Raw genomic sequence first — 20,738 nt, forward strand, 5'->3', positions numbered from 1 at the left:
AATGGAACATTCAGGATTATCCCCCCATAAAGAACGACATGACCCTAGCAAGATTGCAGAGATAAATGAAAGGGACTGTTACCCCAAGCCAAGCTGGATGCTTAATAGTAAAGTTTCCGATAACGTTTGGATACTAAGTAAAACAGGGCTAGAACTAGACTACAACGAAAATCACGATTATGGGGCAAAACTATCTTTCTCGAAGGCTATATCTAGCACAGAGCTACTGACAGATAAAGCAAACCAGCCACTACTAAAAGACATAAGGGATAGCCTTCTATACTTAGATCTCAAAGGAAATATAACCAGACCTGAACGCATTGCGAACATACTAAACACTGTGTGTTACTTAATACTCCATGCAAACGAGATACAAAATAAAAACAACCAGAAGCCAATAAGAAGCCTAGCCGAAATCAGTTTTGAACACCTTAAAGACTACTTATTATCATTTGAAGTTGAAAGAACTGTCTTTGATGAGAGCCTTGAATTTATATTAAGTCGCTGGAAATCAAAGCCTGAGATTAACTGGATATTATTGAAAAAATCAGACTCACTTACAACCAGAAAGTTTTTGACTCTAAAAAACAAGCTATCAAAATACTTAGATGAACATCATGAAGACTTTAACCATCCTAGCGGATACAAAAGACACTACGCCAATGCATGTACTCATGCCTTTGATCTGGATTTTGATTTAGCACCAAAATTTAAAACTATATCGAACGAATTATCCAAGCTTCAAGCTCTTTTCATCGCTCGCCCCGCTCAAAAATACAAGTTCAAACATTCATCAATGGATCTTTTTGATAACGGCAATACTCTCTTTGATAGAATGATTGAGCCGAATAAAACACCTCTAATCCCTGCACAAACAACTCTACATACGATATCAGCTTCACTTCAATTTTGTCGCACCTATGGAGAGTCTATCAGAGAATACTTTTCTGATTTAAGTAAAGCAGAAAAGGAGCTAATCAATGCTCAAGGCTCTACAGCTTCGCTTGAATCTATTAATGAGTTCAAACGCATTGCTTATGAAAACACACCCATACCAAGTACCCTAAAGGATCTAAATATCACTTCTTGGGGTTATGAATTTTACCATGACGTAACAGAAATAGATTTTAATAATGGAATCACCTTCGAAACAGCAGCTAAGCTTTACACCGCATCTATTTGGATACTTATCTGCAGCTTTACCTCTGCAAGAGCCAAATCACTCTTAACTCTAAGGCGCGACTGCTTTAAACAATCCCCAATAGATGGGTTGTTTGATCTAGTTTTACGGATACCCAAAAGCTCTGAGAGATGGGAATTAGAAGAGGCTCAAAGACCAATACCAGATCTGATATATGACTATGGGCTTGAGTTCGCTGCATTTATCAACGTTCTCGAAGAAAGGCGTAATTTAGTAACTTATGATGATGATTCTTTTCTTTTTGGCCAATGTCTAAGAACCCGATCAATTTCAGCATCTCCCGTTAGCAAGATAGAAGTAACAATCCATAAAAAGCCATTAAGTGACGATCACATGAACGCCTGTTTAGACTTATTTATGGATTGGATTAACTCACCTTTGACTGATGGTAAACGGTGGTATCCAAGAACACACCAATTCAGACGGTTCTTTGCAGTTCTATATTTCAATTTTTCTCATGAAGAGGGACTGGACGAACTATCTTGGTTTATGGGTCATTCTAACTTAAACGAGACATTCCATTATGCCGAATTAGCTCCAACTGATGAATGGATCGAAGAAGCAGAAATTACAATTGCCAATATAGGAGCCTCATTACATAAAAAAGTCAACGCAGATGAAAGTATCTGCTCAATAGTAGAGCAAGCGAGAAAAGCATCTAAAATATCGACCATAATAGAGCCTCTTGTTAAGAAGCTAATTGCTGAGCACAAAGAAAAAACGAACCAAAGTGTTCGTTTTTGCAAAATTGATGGCGAAGATGTTTTCTTTTATTTCTCAGATAAGGAGGAAAATTAACTATGTCTCAATATAAACCTGGAGAAACATCAGAGGCGGTTATAAAAAAGAAAAATGCTATTACTAAGTCAATATTAAAAAAAGCTGAACTCATAGACAACATAGAATCTATCGATGACATCTACTCCACCCTGAATATAAAAGGAAACACTATTTCAGAGGCCGCAGTTCTTCAATGGAATGATGATAATTTAGGAATCGTCAAATGCTCTTGGAATACAGCGCGTACCGAGCACAATGCCAAAGCGCATGCTCGTCTACTAAAGGCACTGATCAAAGTAAACAAGAGACTTTCTACAAATCAAAAAGAAATCATCAGTAATCGCCTGTACAAATCAAATGAAAAGATTTCTATACAACTGCGCCAAGAAAACGAAGACCTGAAAAGAGCTTTAGCTGAAGTATATCGCGCTTACATGCAACTAGTTGAAAGGTTCCGTGAAGATCAAGAAATAAATGATGCAATTAGACAATTAATCCTAGACCAAGCACAAATACTTGGCCAGCAACGTGTTTGGGAAGTTAAGTAATGTCAAAAGTAGTCATTGCTAGTCAACCTAACCTTGGCAATATTTTAACGAGTAGCCGCCCTAATGATCAGCACAACTGCAAGCTCCCAATGATCTTAAAAGAAGACGGTAGTTTTGATTGGAATGCTAACTCGTTTCTTACAAACAGCGGAGGAGGTGCAAGTACATACAATATAAAGCCTCTTGCTAACACAGTTATTAAAAAAGCATATAGCTTAAATCTATTTTGTTCATTTCTAGAGCTAGAAGCTAGTGATATTGCTGAAGTAGATGACAGCACTCTCTATCTTTTTGTTGACCATCTGAAAGACAGAGGCGTTAACGACGATACTATTACAAAGCATGTCAGGCTGGCTATTGAGTACATAGCCTATATTTCTGCCATACAACCAGAGATAAGACTCGCTTGCTGTGATAACAAAGACGCAGGGGATTATAGAGTCCACTACACTACGAAATTTTTCAAAAAAGGTAATATCGAAATATCCTTTTTAGATCATAGCTGCTTACAGGGACTAATTCATATAAGCACAGATGTAGAGTACATTCGTGACTATCAATTAGAAATGTGGCTTGATGCTATTAATTGCACCACCTACCATCCAGATGTAGATGATTTCCTTCTTAGTAGATGGCAAGCATTCACTACGCTACTTGATATAACTGGTTCTAGAATTAGTGAAGTACACCAAATCACTAGGTCAATGATTAAGGAGGCAGCAAAAGGCCTTCTTAGTAGCAATAAGAATCCAGTAATAAGAAACATTCCCATTTCAAAAGGTAAATACAAAGGAAAGCATCGAGAAGTTGTAACAACAAAGGAAGATATTCAGGTTCTACTTTGGCACATTCAGATTGTAGAGAGCATGTTTCCTGATATCAGCCATGATGCAATTTTCGTGGACTCTAGAAGTGGCAAAGCCATCAAGTCCAGTTACCTAAAGAACTATGCAAAAAAAGTCATCAATGGAAGTAAATACTGTCGCGACCTTAGACACCTCAGCAATCACTCTTTCCGCCATAGATTCATCACTCTAACTGTAGCAAAAGCTATTAAAAAAATAGCAGATTCTGGAAGCTTCCATAACATATTGACGGTTGCTGCAAATGCATGCCGAAAGATCACTATGCACGCATCTAACGACACTTTATCGTCCTACATCCACCTTGCAAGTGAGATGAATCAACCAGATGGACCATCGGAAGATAGCCAGATGCCCACCCAGATTAAAGTTAGACTTAAGCGCATGCTAAAAATTGCAAACGACCTTACCTCTGATGAGATAGATAGAAATGAGGCGCTGGATTCTATACTAACTACACTTTCAGAACTTCGAAGGATTTCTATACTAAACACCGAGTAATAGATATTACTCGGACATAAGGGTTGTGTATTGGCTGCTATTCTCTCCCTAATGACTTCGATTTTCCTGTGTCGAAAGGTGCGAGCAACTTAGATGATTACAGCTGCATCTGACTTATTACATTAAAGTTGTAATGTGTTAACGGGTAGTAAGAAAAGAGTAAAATCCACTAAAATCATATAGATAGTCATTATTGGATTGATGGAACTGTCTTAAATGTGGATAATCCATGTATGTAGGTAAAAGGAATTCCATACACATATCATGAAATATAACTATTCCGAAATTTCACATAACCAGTTTGAAGAGCTTGTTTTACAATTATGTTTTGAGCTTTTTGGACTAGGAACTCAAAAATTCTCTGACGGGGTTGATGGCGGGCGTGATGCTCGATTTGATGGTATCGCCAATGAGCTCCCAAGCAGGAGAAATCCTTGGGAAGGATTAACAGTAATTCAGGCTAAGCATACTATTGAGTATAATAAGAAATATTCAGATAACGATTTCTTTGGAGCTGATAGTTCTGTACTAAATCAAGAAGTCTCAAAGATAAAGAAGCTGATTGCAAATGATGATATGAAAAACTATATATTATTTGCAAATAGGAAATTACCAGCGCAAAGCAATGAAAATATATTAAATTTTTTAAGCCTGGAAACTGGACTTAATAAATCTAACTTAATGCTGGTCGGTGTTGAGTTGATGGAAAGTTGGTTGAAGGTATTCCCTAGCATTCCTGAAAAAGTTGATCTTAACGCTTTTGATATGCCCTTGAATATAGAGCCAGATGAGTTGGCTGAAGTTATTTTAAAGATAAAGTCTGAATTAGTAAACATTGATGAATTAGTTAAAAACAAAAGAAAAACAGAAATAGATGATATAAAAAGAACCACCTTTAAAAGAAAAAATGAATTAAATAATGTTCGCGAATCCTATGCTAATATTATTGAGAAAAAGATTATTGCTTTTGACCAAATAAATGATTTTCTATCCCGCCCTGAGAACTACTTATTTCAAGAAAAATACGAAGACTGCAAGGATGAGCTTGATGAAAGAATCAAGTCCTTCAGGAATAACGATCATGATTTTGAAAAGATTTTAGAAAACATTTATGACCTGATTATAAAAAGGGACCAAGACTGTAAAACCAATAAAAGATTAACAAAAGCCATGCTTCATTATATGTACTACATGTGTGACATAGGTGAAGTAGACTTTACAGGTGATAGTCGTGCTGCTTACTCCAAATAAAAACTCGCATCCAGATCTTACTGTTATAGCAGTTTCCACATTTCTTTTAAAAAAGATTAAGTCAAAGCGGGTTGAGACATATAGTGAATTACATAGCGCCTTGAAGAAAAATAACGAAAAGTCTGCCCCTCTGATGGAGTTATCCCTAGGGTTATTGTTTATTTTGGGATTAATTGAATATCATGAGAAGAACGACCTGATTGAGTATGTAGGAAAATGAAGATTTCAAAGATCTACTCGAACAAGAAGGCTGAATTTAATGATATCGAATTTAATGAAGAATTTAATGTAGTTCTAGCCGAGATAAAAATCCCAGAAAACAGAGGTAAAGATACTCATAACCTTGGTAAAAGCAAGCTTATGGAGTTGATAGATTATTGCCTCCTCAAAAAAAGAAGCAATGATTTTTTTCTTTTTAAATACTTTGACACCTTTAAAGATTTTGTTTTTTTCTTGGAGTTTAAGCTCAACAGTGGCGGTTACTTAACTGTAAGAAGAGCTGTTTCTAAGAACACAAAAATATCTATCAAAAGACATAAAGAAAAGCACCAAGACTATAGGTTTTCTGATGAATCCTTCTGGGATTATTATGATATAACTATAGACAAGGCTAAATTAATTTTAGATGCTGAATTCAATCTACGTCGAATTTCTCCCTGGGATTATAGAACAGCCACGAACTATGCCTTAAGAAGCCAGAAGGATTTCGGAGATATTTTTAAGTTAAGTAATTTTCTTGGTAGACATATTTATTGGAAGCCATATCTAGGTCGCGTATTTGGATTTAATGCTGAGATCCTAGAGAGAAATTATGACTTAGCAAAAGATATTGAAACTTACGAAGATAATCTAATTTCTTTGAAAGAAGAAGTTGGGCATATATTAGGGGATGAAGAAGAGGTTCTTAACAGTCTCTTAAAAGTAAAAATTAAAGAAGCTGATGATTTTCAAGACAAAATAGATAGATTCGATTTTGACAAGGAAGATGTTGAAGCTATTAATAGACTCGTTGAGGATATAGATTCTGAGCTTTCTGATCTAAATAGTGTACGTTATTATTTGTCTTCAAATATCAAAAAGCTAAAGGACACCGTAGATAAAAGCAATATTGATTTTAGAGTTTCTCAAGCAAAAAGACTTTTTGATGAGGCAGGTGTTCTATTTGAAGGTCAAATCGAAAAGACATATTCAGAGTTAATTGAGTTTAACGAGAAAATCACCTCGGAAAGAAAAGGTTATGTCTACAGCCGAATAGAAGAACTAGAGGAGAATTTGGAAAAGGTCAAAGCCGCATGTAAGGACCTGAATTTAGAGAGATCTAAAAAAATATCTTACCTTGGCGAAATGAATACGTTCGATAAATATAAGGAAGCTACTGGGACGTTAATTAAACTTAGGACAGAGATTTCTGAATTACATAGAAAGCTTACACTAAGTGAAAAAATAAAAGAAGTTAACAATAAAATTAGAGAAGCCTCTACAGAAAAAGAATATATTGTTGATTGCATAAGATCAAATAGAGAAGAAATAATAAAATCAGAAGAAAGCATTTATCATGCAATAAAAGAAAACTTTCTAGATTTTGTGGAAAGTGTTTTAGATAAAATTGGCTATATATCTACTACACAAAATGGAGAAGGCAACTTAGAGTTTTATGCTGGAATTATGAGTAACAAAGGAGAGCAGACAGGTGAAAGTGATGGTTACTCGTATAAGAAAATATTGTGCATGGGTTATGATTTAGCTGTTAACTTAGCTTATAGTGACTCACAATTTATTAGATTTTTATACCATGATGGCGGATTAGAAACCTTAGATAACAGGAAGAAAATTGAATTTTTGAAGTATGTCAGATCCGTCACTAAGCATAGTGGAATTCAGTATATATTAACGGTTATTGATACGGACTTACCTCCCAACTTTAATTTTAAAGACTCTGAAGTGGCTGTTAGGCTACATGACGATGGCTATCAAGGGCGATTATTCAAAATGAAATCATGGTAAGCTTTTATATACTTTCATTAATTCTGTAAAACTTTATGTTATTCAAAAACATAATATCTGAAGTTGGATACAACAACTAGAATAACCTTAGTAGATCACAGGTCACAAATTCTTATGTGACCTGTGAACTTAAAAGCTTAATATATCCCTATTTCTATTCGGTAGACTTCATAATATTTATTCCTTCCATAGGATCTAGCTTTAAAGCCTCGCAATACTGATAATACTCTATAGCACTTAGTTTTCTGACCCTTTTCTCAATTTTAGTAATAAGAGAAAAGTCTTCATCTATCAACTCTGCCATTTGGCGCACAGTTAGGCCTTGCTTCTTTCTAGATGCTATTAACCATTCAATCAGTGCAATGTACTTGGGATGATGGGCATTTTTAATCATTGAACATATATATGGGCATGCTACAATGTTGCGAAAATCGCAACAAAATTTCATGATTGGAATCCTAATGCATATCTGCAAAGCAACGGGTAGACCATTAGGCTTGGTCGAGATAAACAGCTTAACTATCGATAGAAAAAAGGATCTGAATGACTTTTCGATACCTAAGCCAACGGTTTGCTTAAGTCTGACTTCGACCCTTTTTTATATGATTAAAGCCACTGAATTGGCTGATATAGATGAAGAATGGGTAGAGAGTGCAATTGAGGTTAGCTATCAAGAGGATGGGCCTAAAAAGTGCAGAATTATCCCAAGGCCTGGCTTAACACAACTTCTTGTCGAGCTTGAGAGGTACTGTTCTCCGATGATTTACTCAAGCGAGTCTGATCAGTTTATTGATGCAGCATTACTTGCTTTGTCTATCGCTCAAGGAGATCCAGAGCAAGATGATTGTAGTCTTGAGGCTGGAGCTTATATGGGGCACTGTGTCTGGTCTATGCATCAATGTGTTCCGACGGAATTAGGTTATAAAAAGTCCTTAGGGACACTGTCAGAGTTCACAGAAAGTGGCATTAATGACATTTGGATTATTGATCACAATCCTCAACAAGTTGATATACCTTCCCGCGTGTTAACAGTTCCTAAATTCTCAGGAGATCTATCGGATAGGGCTTTGTTTAAGTTAATGGATCAGATCTTCATAAATTGAATATCATTGAATTTGTAAGTTTGTTGGAAAATTATTATCGATATCCAGCTAAAACCTGACGAATAACTGGTTGTTCCTGAAACTGTTCAAACAACGCTGTTACGGCGCTACAAAAAGAGAATTAGAGTGGATCTTTTAGAATCACTTACCGATGCATATGCCCCAACAAGACCAGCCTCTGTCGCTATGCCAGACGGTAAATACTCTCACTATTGGGTGGGTTATGTCGGGCAAGGGGTTGAAGACGCAGCTCTGATGAATGACCAGTTTGCAACTGAACTTGAAGCATTGATAGAGTCAAATAAAGTATCGATTGCTCACAAGCGATACGTGGTAGCTGTAGGCCATCAAATGTTCTTCTGGGAGTTGAACTTGGCTGCAGCAACACCCATTACCGAAGAAATAAAAGCAACTCTTGAATCATACGTCAAAGATGTTTCGATAGGTTTAGACAACCCCCTTGATGATCAGGATGATTAAAGATATGTGTAAAATCATCCGAAACAAGGCAAAACACAAGCTCTACGGTGATGTGATCGAGAGGAAGTCCAGCTTTACTCAAATGAGTGTCCGCTTTGTGCCAAAAGCGGACTCAATCACCTTTTCCTGGAAGATCTGCAAGCGACACATAGCTGACATTAATCAGCTATTCTCCAACCCATTTAGGATCAAGTTTAAAGGGCCATCGATACAGTCTATGGACAAATTTTCAGGGTTACATTGAATTGCTAAAGCAACACCATGTATGTAATCAACTAGTAAATCTCGGGTATCGTTGAAAACTGCGTTGTCCAACTGTAGTGGGGCTAGTGCAGTAGCTAGACGTTGAATGAAAATCTGGGCAGGCCCATCAGAGTCCATTGTTAAAAGCGTTTCCAGTAGACCCGTGTGCGCTCCTAATAGAGCTAGATAAGTTTTACAAAGCTGCCTTAGCTCCGTTTGCCAACACCCGCCCTCTTCGGGGTCGTAGATTTCCTCAACTAGAGAAACTGTTAGTGCCTCCAGCAGTGCAGTCTTATTAGAAAAGTAATGATAGATCGCCATTGGATCTACATTCAATACACCAGAAATTTGCCTAATACTGGGAACTTTGCCGTTTTCTTGTAGCAACTTGAGAGCAGTTGTAATTATTAACTCTGTTGTTAATTGGCTTTGATTCTGAGAGGGACGTCCCCGCTTCTTATTTTTCATGCTTACTTTGCAACTCGACAGTCTTTTTTCTACAGTGTAGAATTTTATTGTTATCCAATGATTTTGGCAAGCAAGTCTTGGTCAGTGGCTATCTATTTTTTTGTATTTAATGAGGTTTTTATGTCGAATATTGTATATATCGCCACCAGTTTAGATGGCTACATTGCCGATAAAGAAGGCGGTCTGGACTGGTTACACAGTATTCCTAACCCAGATAACCTTGATCTGGGCTTTGCTGACTTTCTCGCATCCATTGATGCTCTTGTGATGGGGAAAAATACATTTGAAACCGTTTGTGGCTTCGATGTTGAATGGCCTTACCCCGTGCCTGTATTCGTATTAAGCAATACAATCACCTCCATTCCAGAGGAATATGAAGATAAGGCGGAGATTATTTCAGGCCCATTAGCCCAAGTTGTAGCTTCTCTTAATCAAAGAGGATATAGAAAGCTGTACGTTGACGGTGGCAAAACTATTCAGAGCTTTCTGGAAGCAGGTTTGATTGATGAGATGACAATAACTAGATTTCCTATCTTGCTCGGTGGAGGAACTCCGTTATTCGGTGACTTGGATAAACCATTAGAGTTTGAACACCTAAAAACTGAAGTATGTCTTGATGCGCTAGTGCAAACACACTATCGGCGTAGAAATTAATTGATGGTCGTATGAAATGTCCGCTTCTGGCACAAAGCGGACATTGCCTGTCAGGTTAAGTCTGAATTTCTACACCTTATCGGACAAAAACTGTCAGATCTGGTCTGAACTAAATCAAATTAACCAATCAGGTCTAAGTACTCTCTTTCAGTTAGAATTCTTACACCTTTTTTCTGAGCATCATTAATTTTAGATGCGCCTACTCGCTCCCCAGTGACAAGGAATGTTGTCTTAGTAGAGACTGACTTGCCAACTTTAGCACCAAGAGATTTGGCATGCTTTTCCATATCGCTTCTTGAGCCTTGAAGCATTGAACCAGTAAATACTATAAGGGCATCAGATATCGGTGAATCCACTCCTATACTCTCTGACTCCTTTGCTGTAACTAACAAATTGAAGCCTAGATCGTAAACCTTGAAGAACTCCTTTTTAATGTTATTTAAGCCTTCCACTATAGCTTCCGCACTAACCTGGGCAAAACCATCTATCCTGACTATCTCGTCAACCGAAAGTGTAAACAATTCTGTAAGAGAGTGGTGTCGAAGTAATTTTTCACAATTGCCTCCTCCGAGCCTGCTCACGCCGAAGGCTGAAAGAAAACGCCAATCTTCTACTTGAATTTCTCTACTAGCTTTAAGTTGATCGGACAAATTTTGAGATGTCTTTTGTCCAAAGCCATAGATTTTGAACTGGTGGGGCTTAAGTTCATATATTTCATGGATATGTTTAATCCCGAAATTATTCAGTTTCTCTATTACTTTAGGACCAAATCCGTCGTTGTTCCCAAGTGTCTTAAAGAAATGAATCAATGTATTTTCTGTCTGCGCTGGACAGTCACTTTTATTGGGGCAAATCAAGTGATCTGACTCCCAAATCAAGTGAGAATCACAACTCGGACAAAACTCAGGTATTCGAGGCTCAGACTCCTTCAGGACCTTTTCAATTTTAGGTATTACAAGCCCACTTCTAACAATTTTTACTATTGCCCCTCGCCCTATTCGCTTAGTCTTCACCATGTTGTAGTGATGGACTGTGACACGGCTTATAGTTGCTCCACTTAATTTTGTTGGAACAAGCTCTGCAACAGGAGAAATACGTCCAGTTCGCGAGGTCTGAGGTATTACATCTAATACTTCTACGTCAGCAGAATCCTCATTCACTTTAAATGCGATCTGCCATCTGTGATTTTTTCTTGTCGCTCCCATATGTTCTTTAATAGCTTCATGGGTTGTTTCAAGGACCACTCCATCGATATCAAAATCCAGCACATCCCATAACTCTTCAATTATCGAATCAAAATTCGAAAGAATTTCAGAGAAGTGTGCCGTTCTATTCTCTAATATTGAAAACGGATAAAAGACACAAGCCCCATTATCAATCGCTCTCTGTACATTTTCGTCAACTTTTTTCTCTGCGATAATTGCTGCTTGAATATTCCTTGAATTTTCAAATTGGTTCTTCAAGACTTTATTGAAATAGCTTTTTTTAATTACTATTTCTCCAGGGCCCAACCCCCTCTGCCCACCTACAGCGACTTTCAAACCTCGATCAAACGCTCTGGTAACATTCTGCCCTCTATAACCATCGCCACGAGTATATAAAGTCACCCCATCATCATAAGCTGCATAACCATCTAGCTTAGGAGTTACACGAATATTTATTTCGTCCTCGGAAACATTAATTTCTTGAGCCGCTTTTAAGATTCTCTTGAGCCATTTTTTTATATCATCCAATGAGTAAGCTTTCTCAGTAGAAAGCATTCGCTGAGGTAATTGAACTGTTTTTGCCTCAGATACTACCTCTGGCTCAACACTATTTAGATATGGATTGAGATGATTAATATCCCTTAACATCGAAATATATAGGTCATATTGATCATCATTAATAACTTCAACACCTTCACGGTAAAGAGCATTGGAAACTTTCAGAACATAGACTAGATCATATTCATTCAGTGAAGGCTTTGAAAAAAGACCTTTTAGTTCAATAGGATCTACTTCAAAATCCAGCTTATCAAAAACAGCTAATTGCTCATCTGTAAAATTAACTTCAATCATCTCTTATACACCCAAACAAGCATGACTAGTTGATTTATAAGCCTGTGAAAAGGAATTCAAGTTGTAAGCTTCACTTTCGGATTCGGCCCTATTTGAAACATGATGTTCTAAGGTGACACCCACATCACCAGCACGACGTACTACAACAAAGTCTTTCTTCATCAATCCGAGTCGCGCCACTTCATCCATATTGTGGAGAGTGACATTGCTTACCGTCACACCGCCGACAAACACGGGGGTCAGCCGCGCTACAGGTGTCAGAACACCTGTCCGTCCGACCTGAAAGTCTACATCTCTAAGCTGCGTGATCTCCTCTTGAGCAGGGAATTTACGTGCAATAGCCCAACGCGGCCCTCTGGCCGAAAAACCCAGAGAGTGCTGCAGTGTACGATCATTAACCTTGTAGACGATACCGTCGATCTCATAATCAAGTTGATCTCGCTTTTGCAGTAACTGTTCGTAATAACCGATACAAGCCTCTATGCTTGCCAACACTCTCATCTCCGGGTTGACTGGCAAGCCCCAGGCGTTCAATTGATGAAGCAGCTCAGTATGGTGGGCACTCAACTCAACAGGATTGCCATCAGCATCCTCCACCAGACCATACCCGTAGGAACAAAAGACCAACGGCCGAGTTGCTGTAATAGAAGGGTCAAGCTGCCTTAGGCTACCTGCAGCAGCATTACGCGGGTTTACAAAAGTCTTCTGATCAGTCTTCTGCATACGACGATTCATAGCTTCAAAACCCGCCTTAGGAATATAGATCTCACCACGCACTTCGAGCAGGTATGGCCACCCTTCGCCTCGCAATTTCAGCGGAACTGTACCAATTGTCCTTACATTGAGTGTTATATCCTCACCAGTGCTACCATCACCGCGAGTTGCTCCGCGAACCAAGAGACCGTCTTGGTACAACAAGCTAACGGCAATACCATCGAGCTTGGGTTCGGCACCGTATTCAATTACCGCGTCATCGTCCAACTTCAAGAACTTACGAACTCTTCGGTCAAAATCGATTAGCGACTGGTCATTAAAGGCGTTACCCAGCGACAGCATCGGGACTTCGTGCTGTACCTGAGAAAACGCCGACAGCGGTGTGGCCCCGACCCGCTGGGTCGGCGAGTCCGCACTGACCAACTCCGGATGGGCCTGCTCCAATGCCACCAGCTGCTGAAACAGCCGGTCGTACTCGGCATCGGGTACCGACGGGTTGTCTTCGACGTAATAACGGTAGTTGTGGGCTTCAAGCTCGGCGCGCAACGACGCCAATTGCTGCTCGACGGTCTGATCGGTCATCTGCGGCCTGTTATGAGTAACTGAAATACCAGCGGAGATTAAACCCGGCGGGTTAACTGCTTACGCTCGAACTCGCGGACTTTCTGGCGATAGTGCTCGATGGTCTGGGTCCGCAGGCTGCTGCGGTTTTCATCCTTCAACTCACCGCCGAGGTTGTCGGCCACGCACTGAGCCGTGGCCAGCATGCACTCGAACGCATTCATCCGATCGGCCGGCTCCGACATCCGCATGAAGAAGGTCACCGCCGGAGTGCTGAACTGCTCGCTGTTGGCCGGGTCGAAGGTGCCCGGCGCCACGGCGTTGGCGGTACTGAATTGAATCGCGCCACGTCCCTTGTCCTGTTCATGACGATGGAAAATCTCCATCGCACCGTGCTCCATGCCGCAGGCATTCAACAGCTTAAACAGAATCGGGCCGGCGAAGGGCTGAATTCGGGCATCGACGTTGATGACCAGCACTTCGTCTTCCTGAGCGCTCGTGTCTTCTACAACGGCGGCAGCCTCCACCACCGGTTCGGCGGCTTTGGCCTTGCGACGGCGAGTCTTGGGCTTCGGCTTGACCGGCTCGGGTTCCGGCGCCAGGTCCGGTAACAGATCGAAGAAACTGGTTTGCTCTTCGGGACGCGGCTTGCGCTTACGCTTGCGGGTCCGGGTCGCCGCCGGCTTGCGGGGCGGTGCTTCGACCACCTCGGGCATGGGCTCGGGTTCAGCAGTTGCGGATTCGGCCACCAACGCGTCCAGATCGCCCAACTGCGGTTCCCGCTTATTGGCCTGCTGCTCCTGCAGCAGCTCATGAACCGGACGCTCCAGGTCCAGCGTCGGTTCGACCGCACTGAGGCTGGGTTGCGTATTACTCGGTTCGGTCGCTGGCGGCTGTTCCGGCTCGGATTCGACGGGGGTTTCCGCAAGCTGGGGCTCGGATTTAGTGTCCTCCGCCTCTGATTCCATTGTTGGCTGCGGTTGCGGTTCGGCTTCAGTGCTTGGCTCGGTCGCCGCGACCGACGCCTCGGCACTATCTTCAATCTTGGCCTCGGTCTTGGCCTCAACCTCAGACCCAACGGGTTCCTCACTCTGATCCGCAACCACGGCCTCTAGCGTCTCGGACTCGGGCTCTTGCGGTTCATTTCGCAACGGCGCTTCAACAACCGACGCATCGGAAGCTGCCAAGGTTTCTTCAACCGCCTGGGAGCGCGGCTCATCGGGGATTTCCGACTCAACGAGCGGCTCGGCATCGGACGTTGGTTCCAGATCGGCAACCGGCTCGACCCGTTCGGTGCTGTCGGAGCGGGCCATCGAGGCCTCGGTTTGGTCAAGCCATCGATGGGCACCTTCGCCGACACCCCGAAACTCCTTTTCCATCAGCAGATCGACTTCCGGTTCCGCAGTCGGACGCTCGCCGGTCAGGATCGGATCAATCTGCCACTCGGATTCGGCCCGAACCGGATCCGCAGTCAACGTTGGCTCAGTCTCGCTGAAAGTGGGCTCAAGCGGTTGTGGAGAATCGGGCTCAGGCTGCTGTTCAAAACGGGGCTCAGGCTGTGGTTGAAAACGAGGCTCCGGCTGCTGCTGAGAAGTGTCATCGACGGGCTCATTCGGACGAGCGGACCAGTCGGTCTGAGCCTCAGGATCGGTGACAACCCGGGCTCCGCCGTTGGGCAGCTCCGAACAGGTCGGATCGAGGTCCGGGAGATCCTGAAACTGTTTATCAATTTTCAGACGCAGCTTGTCGCGTTGCAGATAACGTCGAATCAAGTCGGCAATCACCGTCACCAAAATGACTCCGCCAGCAATTAATAGCCAGTCTTGCATCCCCATGCTTTAACCCGTCTCGCTCGTTCTCTTTATTGTGATAACTCAGTCGTCTTTCTTATCAAGCAGACGCTGGAGCTTGTCCCGATCCACCTTGCCGGCATCGGTTTGCTGTTCTTTTTTATCACTACGCTTGCGCTTGGCCAACATCAACACCACCACGGCACCCAACAGCAGCATACCGATCGGCCCATACCAGAGTACCAGCGTACTGGAATCGCGACGGGGGCGGTAATTGACGAAGTCGCCATAGCGGGCAACCATGAAATCAACCACGTCCTGATTGGTCTGCCCTTCGGTCACCATCCGGTGAATTTCGCGCCGCATGTCGGCTGCGATCGGGGCGTTGGAATCGGCCAGATTCTGGTTCTGACACTTGGGACAACGCAGCTCTTCGATCAGCACCTTGTACTGATCCTGCTGCTGATCATTGGCAAATTCGTAGGTATCAATCACTGCCCAGGCGCTGAACGGCATCAGTAACAGTGCCAATAGCAGCCCACGCAATTGGGTCATCGCGCTCATGATTGTTCTCCACTCTCGGCAGCCGCCTGGCGCTCGGCCAGCCGCTGCTCACGCTTAAGACGACGCTTGTGCTGCTCGATAAACTGTTTCTTGCGCAGCAGTGGACTGACCACGTTATAAACGATGATCGCCACGGCGATACCGTAGGCCAACCAGACATAAAAGCCGTGGCCACCCATCGCCAGAAAGTCACTGAAGGAATCAAAAAACATCAGCTTGCCTCCACCAGTTCACGAACCCAACCGGAGCGTTTTTCCCGTTCCAGAATCTCCGCCCGGGTCCGCAACATCAGCACCACGGCGAAGAAGCAGTAAAACCCGAGTACCATCAGCAGCAGCGGTAGATACATCTCCGGCGGCATCGCCGGACGCTCGGTCATGGTGAAGGTTGAGGTCTGGTGCAGGGTGTTCCACCACTCCACCGAGTACTTGATGATCGGGATATTGACCACCCCGACCAGCGACAACACCGCACCGGCCTTACCGGCCGTAATCTCATTTTCGATCGCCGAGTGCAGGGTGTAAACACCGATATACAGGAACAGCAGGATCAGCATTGAGGTCAGCCGCGCATCCCAGACCCACCAGGTGCCCCAGGTCGGCTTTCCCCAGATCGCGCCGGTAGCCAGTGCCAGCAGCGCCAGCGTGGCACCGATCGGCGCGCAGCTCTTGGCCACCATATCGGCAACCTTCATTTTCCAGATCAGGCTGATGGCACCGGCCACCGCCATCAGCAGGTAACAGGACTGGGCCAGGATCGCCGCCGGGACGTGGATATAGATAATCCGGAAACTGTTGCCCTGCTGATAATCCGCCGGGGCGAATGCCAATCCCCAGATCACGCCGCCGATCATCAAGCCCACCGCCGCAACGGCAAACCAGGGCAACAGCTTGCCCATGATCTCGAAACTCCAGCGCGGTGAACCCAACCGGTAGAACCAGGTCGGCATCTTCCAACTTTTCGCCATCGTTACCTCTCAAACAACCGCTGCAGCCAGCGGTTTACAAACAACTCATTGCCGTTCCGGCGGATTAGTCACTGACGCTGATTCGCAGCCCTGCGGCCACCGCCAGCGGCGCCAGGACCATTCCCAACGCCAAAATCGCCCCGAGGATGGCCAGATAGCCCCCCACGGGTAACCCTGTAGACGCTGCCTGTACCGCTCCGGTTCCAAAAATTAACACCGGAATATACAGCGGCAACACCAGCAGCGAGATCAACACCCCGCCCTTGCGTAAACCGACGGTCAAACCGGCGCCGATCGCACCGATCAGGCTCAGGGTCGGCGTCCCCAACAGCAGGCTCAGCACCAGCGTGGTCATCCCCTCCTGGGGCAGGAACAGCATCAAACCCAGCAACGGCGCCATCAGCGTCAGCGGCAAGCCACTGATCATCCAGTGGGCGCAGATCTTGGCAAACACCAGCAGCGACAGCGGCTGCGGGCTTAACAGCATCTGCTCCAGTGAGCCGTCGTCAAAATCGGAGCGAAACAGGCTGTCCATCGACAACAGCGTGGCCAGCAGCGCCGCGACCCAGACCACCCCGGCGGCCACTTCGGACAGAAACAGCGGGTCCGGACTGACGCCCAACGGGAACAGCGTCGCCACCATCAGGAAAAACATCAACGGACTGACCAGATCATTGCGCCGACGGTAGGCCAGCATCAGATCACGTCGGAGGGTGATCCAGAACACCCGGCTCAGCGACATCTCGCGCTCGCTTCCGTTCGCCATCAGAGTCCCTCCACCCGTTCGCCCGGCCCCGCCTGGCCACCAAGCGTCACTTTGCGCAGATTATCGCGAATCGCCAGTTCGTGGTGGGTGGTGAGTATCACACTGCCGCCATTGGCCGCATGCTCGGCAATCAGCGCCTCTTTGCGGGCCACGCCGCGTTTATCGATCGCGGTAAAGGGTTCGTCCAGCACCCACAGCGGTGCATCACTCAGGTACAGCCGCGCCAGACTGACCCGCCGGTTCTGGCCTGCCGATAGCGAGTGGCAAGGCACATCCTCGTAACCGTAAAGCCCCACATTCGCCAACGCCTCGCTGATCCCTTCGGTACGGGTATGGGGATGCAGCGCGCAGTACCAGCGCAGATTCTCCTCCGGAGTCAGGATCGCTTTGACCCCCGGCAGATGGCCGAAATAGAGCAGGTCGGACAGAAAATCATCGCGCACCTCATCGATCGGCTCGCCTTGCCAAAGGATATCGCCTTCGAACGCCTGGGACAGACCGCTGAGAATTCGCAGCAGCGTGGTCTTGCCGCTACCGTTGGGTCCTTCAACCTGGATGATCTCTCCCGCTTCAAGGGAGAAGTTCAACCCTTCAAACAGCACCCGCTCATCACGCTCACAGAAAAGGTCCTGGACCTCTAGCAGGGGGGTAGACAAAATGACAAAGCCTTCTGTTGAAGTACAGCTACCGCCGTCGCGGCCGCTATGCTTTAAGAGTCAGTAAAATTCGTCGCATTATATACGAATATTCTATCCAGTCGGAGCCGATGTCGCCCTTGATCGCGATCATCGGGAGGTGTTCTTGGTCAACCAACTCAACAACGCAAATCGCCAGCCTCAAGCCAGCGAGGCCGCCACCGGACTCCGCCGTCTGGAGGCGCTGCTGTCGATCGGCCAAAGCCGCAGCGGACAGGTAGTTCAGGTAACCCCCCAACCACTGCCGGCCAACACCTCGGGACAGGGTACGGCCCAGCAGTCTCCGGCACCGACGACATCTCAGACGGCGGCGCAAGCCCAATCGCAAGCCCAGCCACAACCTGCGGCTCAGACACCGCCTCCGGCGAATCCTTCGACGACGAGCGGTGGCAGCCCCACCAACGTCGCGCAGAACGCCGCCCCCACAACCGGTAACACGACCGCAGCCGGGGCGCAAAACAGCTACCTGATTCAGGTCCGGATCGAAGGCCGCCTGTACGAATTGCTGACCCAGCGCCCCATCGATCCGGGCACCCGGGTACAGGTCAGTCGCGATGCCGGCGGCCAGATCAGCCTGCAGCTAAGCCCCGGCGCCAACCCCGGCTCGTCGACCGCGGGTGCAACCCAGACCGGCGGCACGCCCCTGGCAGCACCAGCGCAAGCACAAGGGCAGCGCCAGGTTCCGGTGCAAAACAATCCACAGGCACCATCCAGCAATTCAACACAAACCGCTCGACCCGCAACCGAACCGGCAGCACCACGCCAAGCCGCGGCCGCGGCAGGCCGTGGCACGATCGCCGCAGCGCCTTCGTCGACGGCTTCAACTCAGCCTGCAGCAGCGACCCAAACACCCGCTCCGACAGCAGCCGGCCAGGCTGTCGCCACGCCAAATCAGAGCACCACTCAGGGCAGCGCCCCTGCGGCGAGCCGGCCTGACAGTGGCTCTGCCACGTTGGAGCGCGTGCCGCTGCAACTTCAGCGGGGCCAGCTCCCGGCGGGAACGCGCCTGCAGGTGGAGGTGATCAGTTCAAGACCCCTGCCCCAAACAACCGTACAACAAGCCCCCGTACCGCAGACATCTCAACCCCAGCCCACAACTGGCTCCAGCCCGGCAGCCCGGTCAGCGAACCTCAGCTCCGGCCCGAACCCGCCGGTCAGCAGCAATACCGCGACGCCATCAGCGCCCGAAAGCCATCTGTTGCGGGCCCGTGTCGAGGGTAGAGCCGTTGAGCTGGTCAGCCCCCGGGCTATCGAACCGGGTACCCGGCTGGAGCTGCGCCAGCAGGCCGACGGGCGGTTGAGTACCGAGCTGCCGAACCCCCGTACCCGTTCCGTCGAACAGGCCCTGCGAGAACATCTGCCGCAGCAGCAGATACCAGCCCCACTGTTGAACCTGCTGTCCGGCGCTCAGGCCAACGGCCAGCTGCAGCAGGCCAAGCCGGTGCTGCTGGATCTGATCCAGATTCTGCTGGGTCGCAGCCTACCCAATCCGCAACAGGCGGATGCCGAAACGGTACGACAACAGGTGCAAAACAGCGGCACGCTGCTGGAGAACAAACTGGCCCGCGGCGACACCCAAAACCTCGGCCAGGACCATAAAGCGTTGCTGCTGAAACTGTCCGAACAGCTGAATCAGGGCGGCAGCCAGCGCGAGCTGCCGGGCAGCCTCAGCGACCGGCTCAGTCAACTCACCCAGCAAGCACTGAGTCGGGTGCTGGTCAATCAGCTCACCAGCGCCGCCCCCCAAGTGCAGGAAGGCGGCAGCGAAGCCAACCGCACCCTGGCGTTGGATATTCCGGTGCTGTGGCAAGGCAAAACCGAGAACCTGCAGCTGCAGATCCGCCGTGACGACGGCAGCGTCGTGGAAACAGCGCAAGGGATGAGTTACCGCTGGCAGGTACGGCTGAATTTCGAGATCAATCAGACCGAACGACTCCAGGCGGAACTAACCCTGGAGGGGCAACGGATCAGCGTGATCTGGAGCGGCGATCAGCAGATCCGCCGCCTGGTCGAACAACAACTGGATCAACTGGGTGAACGTTTTGAGCGCATCGGTCTGGATGTAAAAACCCTCGGCGTGCGCGACGAAAAGGCCCAGCCGGCGCCAACGGTAAAACCGCCGCGCAGCCAACTGATCGACATTAAGACATGAACGAAGAGAAACAACAGAACCGCAGCGCGGTCGCCCTCACCTACAACCAGCAACAGGCTCCCTACCTGTCGGCCAAAGGCAAGGGACTGGTGGCCGAGGAGATTATCCGCGTCGCCGCTAAGCACGGAATTTTGATTCACGAAGACCCGGCACTGGTGGATACGCTATCGATGCTGCAATTGGGACAGGAGATTCCGGAGTCACTCTACAAGGCGATCGCCGAAGTCATTGCGTTCGCGTACAGCTTACGCGAAGACAAGCCGGATCTGGGGTCCCTGGGCAACAGCCTGGTCAATTCCGGACAGGCCGGACAAGATAGTAGCGACAACCCGCGTTAAGCGGGCGCTCAACATGAGCTATCGAGGACCGATCCGAT

The 20,738-nt window shown here is 46.4% G+C and carries 21 protein-coding genes; 11 read left to right on the forward strand and 10 right to left on the reverse strand.

The genetic code is table 11. The features are described 5' to 3' along the window. Position 1 precedes the first annotated feature (1 nt). From ACO05M_RS00515 to ACO05M_RS00540, 6 genes are all read left to right on the forward strand, one after another. Positions 2–1,999 (forward strand): hypothetical protein, encoded by a 1,998-nt coding sequence (locus ACO05M_RS00515; RefSeq protein WP_421866617.1) that lies wholly within the window; start codon positions 2–4, stop codon positions 1,997–1,999. Between the two features lie 2 nt (positions 2,000–2,001). Next, a complete protein-coding gene (locus ACO05M_RS00520; protein ID WP_421866620.1) occupies positions 2,002–2,529 on the forward strand; it encodes a hypothetical protein in 528 nt (175 codons plus the stop codon). Further along, complete coding sequence (locus ACO05M_RS00525) at positions 2,529–3,893, forward strand: hypothetical protein (protein WP_421866623.1); 1,365 nt, start codon at positions 2,529–2,531, stop codon at positions 3,891–3,893. The genes ACO05M_RS00520 and ACO05M_RS00525 overlap by 1 nt, the downstream gene beginning before the upstream one ends. 264 nt (positions 3,894–4,157) lie before the next feature. Next, a complete protein-coding gene (locus tag ACO05M_RS00530; protein ID WP_421866627.1) occupies positions 4,158–5,144 on the forward strand; it encodes an ABC-three component system protein in 987 nt (328 codons plus the stop codon). Continuing rightward, a complete protein-coding gene (locus tag ACO05M_RS00535; RefSeq protein ID WP_421866630.1) occupies positions 5,125–5,364 on the forward strand; it encodes an ABC-three component system middle component 8 in 240 nt (79 codons plus the stop codon). The genes ACO05M_RS00530 and ACO05M_RS00535 overlap by 20 nt, the downstream gene beginning before the upstream one ends. Then, positions 5,361–7,148: a DUF2326 domain-containing protein gene (locus ACO05M_RS00540; protein ID WP_421866633.1), complete on the forward strand. Its 1,788-nt coding sequence runs from the start codon at positions 5,361–5,363 to the stop codon at positions 7,146–7,148. The genes ACO05M_RS00535 and ACO05M_RS00540 overlap by 4 nt, the downstream gene beginning before the upstream one ends. 154 nt (positions 7,149–7,302) lie before the next feature. On the opposite strand, the gene ACO05M_RS00545 is transcribed toward ACO05M_RS00540, so the two are convergent. Then, positions 7,303–7,596, reverse strand: coding sequence for a helix-turn-helix domain-containing protein (locus tag ACO05M_RS00545; RefSeq protein ID WP_421866635.1), 294 nt, complete (start codon positions 7,594–7,596; stop codon positions 7,303–7,305). Between the two features lie 13 nt (positions 7,597–7,609). Between ACO05M_RS00545 and ACO05M_RS00550 the strand changes: the two genes are divergently transcribed. Both ACO05M_RS00550 and ACO05M_RS00555 read left to right on the forward strand, forming a co-directional pair. After that, a complete protein-coding gene (locus tag ACO05M_RS00550; RefSeq protein ID WP_421866638.1) occupies positions 7,610–8,251 on the forward strand; it encodes an NIF family HAD-type phosphatase in 642 nt (213 codons plus the stop codon). 126 nt (positions 8,252–8,377) lie between these two features. Continuing rightward, the gene (locus tag ACO05M_RS00555; protein ID WP_421866642.1) at positions 8,378–8,731 is read left to right on the forward strand and encodes a hypothetical protein; all 354 of its coding nucleotides are present in this window, start codon (positions 8,378–8,380) and stop codon (positions 8,729–8,731) included. A 162-nt stretch (positions 8,732–8,893) separates the two neighbouring features. Here ACO05M_RS00555 and ACO05M_RS00560 read toward each other — a convergent pair whose 3' ends face one another. Beyond that, positions 8,894–9,442: a TetR/AcrR family transcriptional regulator gene (locus ACO05M_RS00560; protein ID WP_421866645.1), complete on the reverse strand. Its 549-nt coding sequence runs from the start codon at positions 9,440–9,442 to the stop codon at positions 8,894–8,896. Positions 9,443–9,562: 120 nt separating this feature from the next. Between ACO05M_RS00560 and ACO05M_RS00565 the strand changes: the two genes are divergently transcribed. Further along, positions 9,563–10,096, forward strand: a complete 534-nt coding sequence (locus tag ACO05M_RS00565; RefSeq protein ID WP_421866648.1) for a dihydrofolate reductase family protein — start codon at positions 9,563–9,565, stop codon at positions 10,094–10,096. A gap of 119 nt (positions 10,097–10,215) precedes the next feature. Here ACO05M_RS00565 and ACO05M_RS00570 read toward each other — a convergent pair whose 3' ends face one another. From ACO05M_RS00570 to ccmA, 8 genes are all read right to left on the reverse strand, one after another. Continuing rightward, on the reverse strand, positions 10,216–12,153 hold the full coding sequence (locus ACO05M_RS00570; RefSeq protein WP_421866650.1) for a BRCT domain-containing protein: 1,938 nt from the start codon (positions 12,151–12,153) through the stop codon (positions 10,216–10,218). A 3-nt stretch (positions 12,154–12,156) separates the two neighbouring features. Then, a complete protein-coding gene (ligA, locus tag ACO05M_RS00575; protein WP_421866653.1) occupies positions 12,157–13,449 on the reverse strand; it encodes an NAD-dependent DNA ligase LigA in 1,293 nt (430 codons plus the stop codon). A gap of 38 nt (positions 13,450–13,487) precedes the next feature. Then, entirely contained in the window at positions 13,488–15,263 is a 1,776-nt protein-coding gene (gene zipA / locus ACO05M_RS00580; protein WP_421866656.1) for a cell division protein ZipA, read from the reverse strand. A 39-nt stretch (positions 15,264–15,302) separates the two neighbouring features. Beyond that, positions 15,303–15,782, reverse strand: coding sequence for a cytochrome c-type biogenesis protein (locus ACO05M_RS00585; RefSeq protein ID WP_421866659.1), 480 nt, complete (start codon positions 15,780–15,782; stop codon positions 15,303–15,305). Continuing rightward, positions 15,779–15,994, reverse strand: a complete 216-nt coding sequence (gene ccmD, locus ACO05M_RS00590; protein WP_421866662.1) for a heme exporter protein CcmD — start codon at positions 15,992–15,994, stop codon at positions 15,779–15,781. The genes ACO05M_RS00585 and ccmD overlap by 4 nt, the downstream gene beginning before the upstream one ends. Next, positions 15,994–16,749: a heme ABC transporter permease gene (locus tag ACO05M_RS00595; RefSeq protein ID WP_421866664.1), complete on the reverse strand. Its 756-nt coding sequence runs from the start codon at positions 16,747–16,749 to the stop codon at positions 15,994–15,996. The genes ccmD and ACO05M_RS00595 overlap by 1 nt, the downstream gene beginning before the upstream one ends. Before the next feature lie 64 nt (positions 16,750–16,813). Beyond that, on the reverse strand, positions 16,814–17,515 hold the full coding sequence (ccmB, locus tag ACO05M_RS00600; RefSeq protein ID WP_421866666.1) for a heme exporter protein CcmB: 702 nt from the start codon (positions 17,513–17,515) through the stop codon (positions 16,814–16,816). Continuing rightward, entirely contained in the window at positions 17,515–18,171 is a 657-nt protein-coding gene (gene ccmA / locus ACO05M_RS00605; RefSeq protein ID WP_421866668.1) for a cytochrome c biogenesis heme-transporting ATPase CcmA, read from the reverse strand. Before ccmA ends, ccmB begins: the two co-directional genes overlap by 1 nt. A gap of 145 nt (positions 18,172–18,316) precedes the next feature. Between ccmA and ACO05M_RS00610 the strand changes: the two genes are divergently transcribed. Together ACO05M_RS00610 and ACO05M_RS00615 are read left to right on the forward strand one after the other, a co-directional pair. After that, positions 18,317–20,362, forward strand: a complete 2,046-nt coding sequence (locus tag ACO05M_RS00610) for a flagellar hook-length control protein FliK (protein ID WP_421866670.1) — start codon at positions 18,317–18,319, stop codon at positions 20,360–20,362. Next, positions 20,359–20,700, forward strand: a complete 342-nt coding sequence (locus tag ACO05M_RS00615) for an EscU/YscU/HrcU family type III secretion system export apparatus switch protein (protein WP_421866672.1) — start codon at positions 20,359–20,361, stop codon at positions 20,698–20,700. The genes ACO05M_RS00610 and ACO05M_RS00615 overlap by 4 nt, the downstream gene beginning before the upstream one ends. The last annotated feature ends 38 nt before the right edge of the window (positions 20,701–20,738 follow it).

This window comes from Motiliproteus sp., assembly GCF_965230735.1.
Classification (GTDB): Bacteria; Pseudomonadota; Gammaproteobacteria; order Pseudomonadales; family Balneatricaceae; genus Motiliproteus.

Bases quoted from the DNA above. Each gene is read 5' to 3' on its own strand.
- ACO05M_RS00515 (WP_421866617.1), top strand. From the start codon at position 2: ATGGAACATTCAGGATTATCCCCCCATAAAGAACGACATGACCCTAGC.
- ACO05M_RS00520 (WP_421866620.1), top strand. From the start codon at position 2,002: ATGTCTCAATATAAACCTGGAGAAACATCAGAGGCGGTTATAAAAAAG.
- ACO05M_RS00525 (WP_421866623.1), top strand. From the start codon at position 2,529: ATGTCAAAAGTAGTCATTGCTAGTCAACCTAACCTTGGCAATATTTTA.
- ACO05M_RS00530 (WP_421866627.1), top strand. From the start codon at position 4,158: ATGAAATATAACTATTCCGAAATTTCACATAACCAGTTTGAAGAGCTT.
- ACO05M_RS00540 (WP_421866633.1), top strand. From the start codon at position 5,361: ATGAAGATTTCAAAGATCTACTCGAACAAGAAGGCTGAATTTAATGAT.
- ACO05M_RS00545 (WP_421866635.1), bottom strand. From the start codon at position 7,596: ATGAAATTTTGTTGCGATTTTCGCAACATTGTAGCATGCCCATATATA.
- ACO05M_RS00550 (WP_421866638.1), top strand. From the start codon at position 7,610: ATGCATATCTGCAAAGCAACGGGTAGACCATTAGGCTTGGTCGAGATA.
- ACO05M_RS00560 (WP_421866645.1), bottom strand. From the start codon at position 9,442: ATGAAAAATAAGAAGCGGGGACGTCCCTCTCAGAATCAAAGCCAATTA.
- ACO05M_RS00565 (WP_421866648.1), top strand. From the start codon at position 9,563: ATGTCGAATATTGTATATATCGCCACCAGTTTAGATGGCTACATTGCC.
- ACO05M_RS00570 (WP_421866650.1), bottom strand. From the start codon at position 12,153: ATGATTGAAGTTAATTTTACAGATGAGCAATTAGCTGTTTTTGATAAG.
- ligA (WP_421866653.1), bottom strand. From the start codon at position 13,449: ATGACCGATCAGACCGTCGAGCAGCAATTGGCGTCGTTGCGCGCCGAG.
- zipA (WP_421866656.1), bottom strand. From the start codon at position 15,263: ATGGGGATGCAAGACTGGCTATTAATTGCTGGCGGAGTCATTTTGGTG.
- ACO05M_RS00585 (WP_421866659.1), bottom strand. From the start codon at position 15,782: ATGAGCGCGATGACCCAATTGCGTGGGCTGCTATTGGCACTGTTACTG.
- ccmD (WP_421866662.1), bottom strand. From the start codon at position 15,994: ATGTTTTTTGATTCCTTCAGTGACTTTCTGGCGATGGGTGGCCACGGC.
- ACO05M_RS00595 (WP_421866664.1), bottom strand. From the start codon at position 16,749: ATGGCGAAAAGTTGGAAGATGCCGACCTGGTTCTACCGGTTGGGTTCA.
- ccmB (WP_421866666.1), bottom strand. From the start codon at position 17,515: ATGGCGAACGGAAGCGAGCGCGAGATGTCGCTGAGCCGGGTGTTCTGG.
- ACO05M_RS00615 (WP_421866672.1), top strand. From the start codon at position 20,359: ATGAACGAAGAGAAACAACAGAACCGCAGCGCGGTCGCCCTCACCTAC.